The following is a 7,499-nucleotide window of genomic DNA, read 5'->3' on the forward strand; positions in this document are numbered from 1 at the left end:
GCCAGGCGCCAGTTTTAAACAACAGAGGTTCAAGCACTATTGAAAAGGCCAACCCATAACATAACCAAATGGTTATGGATAAACACCTTCGGCATAGGCCTGCCCCAGCTCACGCAGTACCTCGACACAGCCTTGGGCCGCCACCGACATGGGCACATGGGCGTTACTGCAAATGCCGATCGAACCGCCCGGCTCACGCTGGCCGAGGTCAATTTCATGCAGTTCGCCGCTGGCCAGGTCCAGGCGCACGGCATCCAGCGGGGCTATCCACACTGCATCGTTACGCAGCACGTAGCGGCGGCTCAACGTGACTGACAGGGTTTCCAGACGCTGGCGCGACTGGCTGATGCCGCACTGCACAAACAGGCTGTCGGCAAAGGTGCGGATGGTGGTGTTGGCCAGTGGCAACACCAGCGGGTAGCGCTCCAGCTGGCTACGGTCCAGCGGGCCCTGCAGCAACGGATGGCCCGGCCGCACCACCAGGGTCATCGATTCGCTGTACAGGTGTTCAAAGTTCATGCCCTGAATTTCCGGGCTGTCGGTCATACGCCCAATCACCAAATCAACATCGCCGACACGCAACTGCGACAACAGATACGCACTCGGCCCGGTCACGATACTCACCACCAGCGCCGAATGGCGGGCATGCAGGCGGCTCACCAACTCAGGCACCAGCAGGCTCTCAACGGTGGACAACACCCCCAGCCGCACCGTCCCCCCGGAGTATTCGCCCCCGCGCAAGGCGCTCACCCCTTCGCGCAAAGCCTGCACCGACGGCGTCGCATAACGCAGGAAAGCCACCCCGGCCTCGGTCAGACGGATACCGCTTTTGCTGCGCACAAACAGACTCACCGTCAGCAGCTCTTCAAGCTCCTTGAGGGTTTTGGACATGGCCGGCTGGCTAACCGCCAACACATCCGCCGCCCGCGCCAAACTGCCTTGGCGTGCCATCTCCAGAAAGCACACCAGATGACGGTATTTGATGCGGGTATCGATGTTCACAGGGGTAAAAACTCCGAGCAGGGCTGGACGCGGTCACGCATCGTCGACAGGAACGTTTTGCAGATAAAACTCGTGGAGCTTGGCTTGCAACAGCCTCTTGTCCGGCAAATGCGTCTGATATTCGGCGATCAATGCCGGGGACAATGAGCGGTTCAGCGCGTATTCAACCACTTCATCCTCTTTACTGGCACACAATAAAACCCCAATCGCCGGATTCTCGTGTGGCCTGCGATGATCCCGGTCCAGGGCTTCAAGGTAGAAATTGAGTTTGCCGAGATGCTCGGGTTCGAAGCGCCCGACCTTTAATTCAATCGCGACCAGACAATTCAAACCTCGGTGAAACAGCACCAGATCTACCACAAAGTCACGAGCGCCAACCTGCAATGGGTACTGCGAACCAACAAAACAGAAGTCATGCCCCAACTCGGTCAGAAATGCTTTTAGATGCCCAAGCAAACCCTGATGCAAACCTGACTCACTGTGCCCCTTGGGTAATTGGAGAAACTCCAGAACATAAGCGTCTTTAAAAATGCTCGTAACGTCCTCTATACGCTCTTTTAAGGCAGGCGAAAGCTTTGCAGGCTGAATGATCGTTCTCTCGAATAATGCGCTTTGCAGTTGGCGCCCCAACTCACGACTCGACCACTTTTGAGCGATTGCCGTACGCATATAGAACGCTCGCTGCTGTGCCATTGAGCATTGGCTCAGCAGCATTAAATGATGCGTCCAGGGCATTTGTGTCAGCAGCGCTGACACTAAATGTTCCTCTGCCTTGTACGCTTCATAAAATTGACGCATGCGAAATAAATTTCGACGGGTAAAGCCTCTAAGGCCAGGCTGAGTGTGGGCAATATGGGCCGCCAGTTGCTCGACAACAGAATCGCCCCATTCAGCGTGTTCAAGTTTTTGACTGATAAAAGCACCGACTTGCCAATAAAGCTCAATCAGATGCGCATTCACAGCCATGGCGGCGCTTTGCTGAGCACTTTTGATCATTTTCACCACGTGCGCAAAGCCATTCGTCTCGGCCGGCCCTGGAAAATCGTGATTATTCTTTTGCATGGGAACCTCGGGCATGACGAAAAATGTCACGCCCACCCTACGTTCCGCCCTCCCTTTAGTCAGTCAGCCCAAACCTACAAGCAGTCGACTCGGCATGTAGCCAACTCTGTGAAGTCATCCGACCAACGTCCATACTTATCCACCGCTCAACAAACGTCTGACAGCCGGGCTGGCGCTGTGCCTGCCGAGCAGCAACACTCAATAAACAGATTTATCAGAGGATTCCTCCATGCAATGGAAAAAAGGCCGCCGTAGCGACAACGTTGAAGACGTGCGCGATCAACGTACCGGTGGCGGTGGAGGAATGCGCATCGGCGGCGGTAAAGGCTTGAGCCTGATGGCGGTGGTGGTGATTGTCGGGATTGGCCTGCTCACCGGTCAGGACCCTTTGCAGATTCTCGGCCAGCTCAGCGGCCAATTAACGGAGCAGTCGTCACCTCAGGTAACGCAGCAAGCAGGCCATGCGCCGCCTGCCAATGATCAGCAAGCAGACTTTGTGCGGGCGATTCTGGGCGACACCGAAGACACTTGGCGCCAGGTGTTTCAACAGTCAGGTCGCACTTATAAAGACCCGACGCTGGTGCTCTTTCGCGGCCAGGTCAGTTCGGCCTGCGGCTTTGCCACGGCGGCCAGCGGGCCTTTTTATTGCCCGGCTGACCAGAAGGTTTATCTGGACATGAGTTTCTTCCAGGAAATGGCCCAACGCTTCAAGGCCGCCGGGGATTTTGCCCAGGCGTATGTGATCGCCCATGAAGTGGGGCATCACGTGCAAACGCTGTTGGGGGTTTCGTCAAAAATGCAGATGGCCCGCCAGCAAGGCAAACGCATGGAGGGTGACGGCGGTTTATTGGTGCGTCAGGAACTGCAAGCTGACTGCCTGGCCGGGGTGTGGGCCAACCTTGCGCAAAAACGTCACGACTGGCTGGAACCCGGCGACATTGAGTCCGCTCTCAATGCCGCCACCGCCATTGGTGATGACCGTTTACAACAGCAGTCACAAGGGCGCGTAATGCCCGACTCATTCACCCATGGCACTTCTGCGCAACGCGTGAGGTGGTTCAAGACCGGTTTTGCCAACGGTGATATTAATCAGTGCGACACCTTTTCGGCAGCGAGGCTTTAAATGGCAAAACGGTTGATGGCAGTCGTCGGTCTGGTGCTCGCGTGTTCTTCGGCGATGGCCGCAGAACACGGGGTCAAAGTGTTAAGCCCCGATCAGATGAAGATCGGCGCGAGCGAGCTGAATATCGGGCTCAGTCAAAACTGGAATCAACCGTTGCCCGCTGTGCAGCGGGCGCTGATTGTGATCCATGGCCGCTTGCGCAATGCGCAAACCTATCTGGAGAGTGGCGAAAAAGCCGCGACGCAAGCCGGACAGTTATCCACAACCCTGGTGATTGCGCCGCAGTTTCTCAACGAAAGCGATGGCACCCGCCACACGTTGCCCAACGATGTGCTGCGCTGGCACGCCAATGACTGGATGGCCGGCGAGCCCGCGATCAGTCCGACCCCCTTGAGTTCGTACGCAGCCATAGACCAGATCCTGCAACGCTTGGGTGACCGCAAGTTGTTCCCCCATTTGCGTGAAGTGGTCATCGCCGGGCATTCGGGCGGTGCACAAGTGGCGCAGCGCTATGCCCTGACCACCCAGGCGGACAAAGCCCTGGAGGCCGAAGGCATCAAGGTGCGTTACGTGATTGCCAACCCGTCGTCCTACGCTTATTTCGACAAGCAGCGCCCGGTGCCTACCTTTGATCCGGCCAACTGCCCCGGTTTCAATACCTGGAAATACGGACTGAAAGACTTGCCCCCCTACGTGGCCGGGCAAAAGCACCACACGCTTGAGCAAAACTATGTGAGCCGCGACATTACCTATTTGCTCGGGGCCAAAGACACCGACCCCAACCATCCGGCGCTGGATAAAAGCTGCGAAGCCGAAGCCCAGGGCGCGTATCGCTTGATACGCGGGCACAACTACTTTGACTACCTGACCCAGCGCCATCCGCAGGGGCTCAACCAACGCTTGATTGAAGTGCCGGGGGTTGGCCACAACGGCGATGAAATGTTCACCTCGCCAGAAGGGCAAAAGGCGCTGTTCGCGAGGTAAGCTCGCTCCTACAGAGGTGGGGAGTCAATTCAGCAGTTGATGGAGTTCGGCGCAGTCTTTGGCGTGCCAGTCGGTCAGTTCGGGCCACGGGTTGTCCGGGACATTGACCAACACCGTTTTGCTCCCGGCCGCACGGCCGCATGCTAGGTCAAAGCGGTAGTCGCCCACCATCACCATGTTCGACGGCGCGACAGCCCAGGCTTGTGCCAACTGCAGCAGGCCATCGGGGTCGGGTTTGTGCGCGGCGTTCTCGCGCCCCAATACGTCCTGCGGCGCAAAGCACTGATCCAGACCAATCGCCTTGAGCGTGATGTGCGCCAGCTCTTGAGCGTTACGCGTCAGCACGCCCAGGCGGTAACCACGGGCAGCCAGGTCGCGCACCAGCTCGATTGCGCCCGGCGCTGGCGTGGAAGCCAATGCCAGTTCGCGCTCATGCTCCAGCAACCAGGCATGCTTGGCAGCCGCTTCGTCAGCGGGCAAGCCGTTGAGGTGGGTCAGGATGTCGTCTTCGGGCGGGATGCCCAATGCCTGACGAATCGCCGCAAAGTCATGCACGGCGAGGGTCAAGGTGCCGTCCATGTCGAACACCCAATGCTTGATGTCCTTGAGTGTCATGCCCAGTCCTTGCGGTGGCGTATCAGGCCTTCCTGCGTCACCGAGGCGACCAGTTTGCCCGCGCGGTTGTAGACACTGCCGCGCGAGAACCCGCGCGAGTTACCGGCCCACGGGCTGTCCATGGCGTAGAGCAGCCAGTCATCCATGCGCAGCTCGCCGTGGAACCACAACGCGTGGTCGAGACTGGCCACTTGCATGTCGCGTTGCCACACACCTTTGCCATGGGGCAGCAGCGAGGTGGTCAGCAAGCCGAAGTCCGAGGCGTAGGCCAGCAGGTATTTGTGCAGGGCCAGGTTGTCGGGCAAGGTGCCGTCGGCGCGAAACCACACGTATTTGATCGGATCGCTGACCTGGGGGTTGAACGGGTCTTCACCCACCACCGGGCGGAACTCGATGGGCTTGGCACACAGCAGTTTTTCACGCATTGATTCAGGGATCAGGTCCGCGCGCTGGCGAATCATCTCAAGCTCGGATGGCAGGTTTTCAGGCCCCACCACGTCGGGCATCGGGTTTTGATGCTCAAAGCCGTTCTCATCGTATTGAAACGACGCGCTGCTGGTGAAAATCGGTTGGCCCTTCTGGATCGCGGTTACCCGGCGGGTGCTGAAACTGCCACCGTCACGCACCCGGTCAACCTGGTACACCACCGGCAAGCTGGCATCGCCGGGGCGCAAAAAATAGCCGTGCAATGAGTGCACGTGCCGAGCGTCTTCTACGGTCTGGCTCATGGCCGACAACGATTGCCCCAGCACCTGACCGCCGAACAGCTGGCGAAAGCCCAAGTCCTGGCTGCTACCGCGAAAGAGGTTCTCTTCAATCGGTTCCAGGGTCAACAAGTTGACCAGATCATCCAATACTTGGCTCATTCAGACTCTCCTCACACAGAGCAATACCGTCGTAATCTTCGCTACGTCGGCCAACAAAAAATTTCGGCTCAGGCCTCAGCCCGTTTAACCGTGCAACGTTTCCAGCCACTGTGCCCGTGAAATGCGATACAGCACATGCGGCCTTAGTGGATGACCTTCAACCAGCTTGGGATGTTCAAAGTCGCCGTCTAGGTCACGCTGCATGCCGATGGCCTGCATGACCTTTTGCGATGGCAGGTTGGGTTCGCTGGTGAACGACACCACTTGATCCAGCGCCAGCCGATCAAAGGCGCAGCGCAACACCGCCCAGGCCGCCTCACTGGCGTAGCCCAACCCCCAATGTTCAGGCGCCAGTCGCCAGCCTATTTCAACGGCCGGGGTGAATGCAGCGGCAAAACTGACATTTAACAGCCCGGTACAGCCAATAAAGGCGCCGGTGTCTTTACGCTCCAATGCCCACATACCGTAGCCGTATTCGGCAAAGTGACCGCGAAAACGGCCAATCAGGGCTGCGCTTTCGAGGCGACTCAGGGCCGCCGGGAAGTACCGCATCACCTGCGGGTCAGCGCACAGGGCAGCGAACTCTGGCAAGTCGGTGTCACGCCAGGGGCGCAGGCGCAAACGCGGACTTTCCAGCTTTTTGATCTGCTCCATCAGGCCTCTCCAGTGGTTACCGGGCTTTGCACATGCCCAGCAGTGTACAGCGCTGTTAATATCCAGCGCTCGTTCCGACGTGAAATCCTTATGCCCGTACCGCTGATCTACCACGAAGACTACAGCCCCCAGTTCCCTGCGGAGCATCGCTTCCCGATGGACAAGTTCCGCCTGCTGCACGATCACCTGATCGACACCGGGCTGACCCGCGATGCCGATTTGCTGCGCCCCGAGCTGTGCCCTGTGGATATCCTCGCGCTGGCCCATGACCGCGCCTATATCGAGCGCTACATGGCCGGCGAACTGGCCCGTGAAGATCAACGCCGCCTGGGCTTGCCCTGGAGCGAAGCCCTGGCGCGGCGAACCATTCGCGCCGTGGGCGGCTCACTGCTGGCCGCCGAACAGGCCCTTGAACACGGGCTGGCCTGCCACTTGGCCGGAGGCACCCACCACGCCCACTACGATCACCCGGCGGGCTTTTGCATCTTCAATGACCTGGCGGTGATTAGCCATTATTTGCTGGAAAGCGGCCGGGTCAACCGCGTGCTGATCTTCGACTGTGACGTGCATCAGGGCGATGGCACGGCGCGGATTCTTGAACATACGCCGGAGGCCATTACCGTTTCCCTGCACTGTGAAAAGAATTTTCCGGCTCGCAAGGCGCAAAGCGACTGGGACATCAGCCTGCCCATGGGCATGGGCGACACCGAGTATTTGCAGGTGGTCGACGAGGCGCTCAATTACCTGTTGCCGCTTTATCAGCCGGATCTGGTGTTGTACGACGCAGGCGTGGATGTGCATAAAGACGATGCCTTGGGCTATTTGAAGCTGACCGATGAGGGCGTCGCGGCACGGGATGAAAGCGTGATGCGCCATTGTCTGGGCCGGGATATTCCGGTGGTGGGCGTGATTGGCGGCGGCTACAGCAAAGACCGCAAGGCGCTGGCGCGGCGCCACGGGATCTTGCACCACAGCGCGCAAAAGGTCTGGTTGTCATTAGGCGGTCATTAAGCTGTGAGTCTTTTACCCACAATGCCTGTGGAACTGCCTGTGGATAACCTGAGTGAAAGCCCTTGCAGGCCACGGTGCGTATGGCCTGCAGAAAGCTGTACGTTTTTCGTACAGCCCTTGCCTGTGTAGGAGCGAGCTTGCCTCGCGATCTTTAAAAAGATCAAAAGATCGCGAGGCAAGCT

The 7,499-nt window shown here is 58.5% G+C and carries 9 protein-coding genes; 3 read left to right on the plus strand and 6 right to left on the minus strand.

Annotated features, from left to right (window positions below; genetic code table 11):
• Positions 1-72 precede the first annotated feature (72 nt).
• Both pcaQ and AAEZ03_RS19540 read right to left on the minus strand, forming a co-directional pair.
• Entirely contained in the window at positions 73-1,002 is a 930-nt protein-coding gene (gene pcaQ / locus AAEZ03_RS19535; protein WP_350580860.1) for a pca operon transcription factor PcaQ, read from the minus strand.
• A 33-nt stretch (positions 1,003-1,035) separates the two neighbouring features.
• Entirely contained in the window at positions 1,036-2,064 is a 1,029-nt protein-coding gene (locus AAEZ03_RS19540; RefSeq protein WP_048390633.1) for a PDDEXK nuclease domain-containing protein, read from the minus strand.
• A 229-nt stretch (positions 2,065-2,293) separates the two neighbouring features.
• Here AAEZ03_RS19540 and ypfJ point away from each other — a divergent pair, with 229 nt between their 5' ends.
• A complete protein-coding gene (ypfJ, locus tag AAEZ03_RS19545) occupies positions 2,294-3,187 on the plus strand; it encodes a KPN_02809 family neutral zinc metallopeptidase (RefSeq protein ID WP_048367481.1) in 894 nt (297 codons plus the stop codon).
• A complete protein-coding gene (locus tag AAEZ03_RS19550; RefSeq protein ID WP_350580865.1) occupies positions 3,188-4,171 on the plus strand; it encodes an alpha/beta hydrolase in 984 nt (327 codons plus the stop codon).
• Positions 4,172-4,195: 24 nt separating this feature from the next.
• Here the strand turns inward: AAEZ03_RS19550 and AAEZ03_RS19555 are convergent, their stop codons facing one another.
• The 3 genes from AAEZ03_RS19555 to AAEZ03_RS19565 form a co-directional block, all read right to left on the minus strand.
• Positions 4,196-4,786, minus strand: a complete 591-nt coding sequence (locus tag AAEZ03_RS19555) for an HAD family hydrolase (protein ID WP_048390604.1) — start codon at positions 4,784-4,786, stop codon at positions 4,196-4,198.
• Positions 4,783-5,652 (minus strand): acyl-CoA thioesterase II, encoded by an 870-nt coding sequence (gene tesB, locus AAEZ03_RS19560; RefSeq protein WP_123752060.1) that lies wholly within the window; start codon positions 5,650-5,652, stop codon positions 4,783-4,785. Before tesB ends, AAEZ03_RS19555 begins: the two co-directional genes overlap by 4 nt.
• 84 nt (positions 5,653-5,736) lie before the next feature.
• The gene (locus AAEZ03_RS19565) at positions 5,737-6,306 is read right to left on the minus strand and encodes a GNAT family N-acetyltransferase (RefSeq protein ID WP_350580868.1); all 570 of its coding nucleotides are present in this window, start codon (positions 6,304-6,306) and stop codon (positions 5,737-5,739) included.
• 90 nt (positions 6,307-6,396) lie between these two features.
• Here AAEZ03_RS19565 and AAEZ03_RS19570 point away from each other — a divergent pair, with 90 nt between their 5' ends.
• Entirely contained in the window at positions 6,397-7,317 is a 921-nt protein-coding gene (locus AAEZ03_RS19570) for a histone deacetylase family protein (RefSeq protein WP_350580871.1), read from the plus strand.
• On the opposite strand, the gene AAEZ03_RS19575 is transcribed toward AAEZ03_RS19570, so the two are convergent.
• Positions 7,314-7,499: hypothetical protein (locus AAEZ03_RS19575; protein ID WP_350580874.1), on the minus strand; the 186-nt coding region annotated here is incomplete at its 5' end. The genes AAEZ03_RS19570 and AAEZ03_RS19575 overlap by 4 nt on opposite strands.

Source organism: Pseudomonas sp. HY2-MNA-CIBAN-0224, from assembly GCF_040310285.1.
GTDB lineage: Bacteria > Pseudomonadota > Gammaproteobacteria > Pseudomonadales > Pseudomonadaceae > Aquipseudomonas > Aquipseudomonas helleri.

What these genes read in the sequence shown, in the direction of transcription:
- AAEZ03_RS19540 (WP_048390633.1), bottom strand. Translation starts at nt 2,064, where the DNA reads ATGCAAAAGAATAATCACGATTTTCCAGGGCCGGCCGAGACGAATGGC.
- ypfJ (WP_048367481.1), top strand. Translation starts at nt 2,294, where the DNA reads ATGCAATGGAAAAAAGGCCGCCGTAGCGACAACGTTGAAGACGTGCGC.
- AAEZ03_RS19550 (WP_350580865.1), top strand. Translation starts at nt 3,188, where the DNA reads ATGGCAAAACGGTTGATGGCAGTCGTCGGTCTGGTGCTCGCGTGTTCT.
- AAEZ03_RS19555 (WP_048390604.1), bottom strand. Translation starts at nt 4,786, where the DNA reads ATGACACTCAAGGACATCAAGCATTGGGTGTTCGACATGGACGGCACC.
- tesB (WP_123752060.1), bottom strand. Translation starts at nt 5,652, where the DNA reads ATGAGCCAAGTATTGGATGATCTGGTCAACTTGTTGACCCTGGAACCG.
- AAEZ03_RS19565 (WP_350580868.1), bottom strand. Translation starts at nt 6,306, where the DNA reads ATGGAGCAGATCAAAAAGCTGGAAAGTCCGCGTTTGCGCCTGCGCCCC.
- AAEZ03_RS19570 (WP_350580871.1), top strand. Translation starts at nt 6,397, where the DNA reads ATGCCCGTACCGCTGATCTACCACGAAGACTACAGCCCCCAGTTCCCT.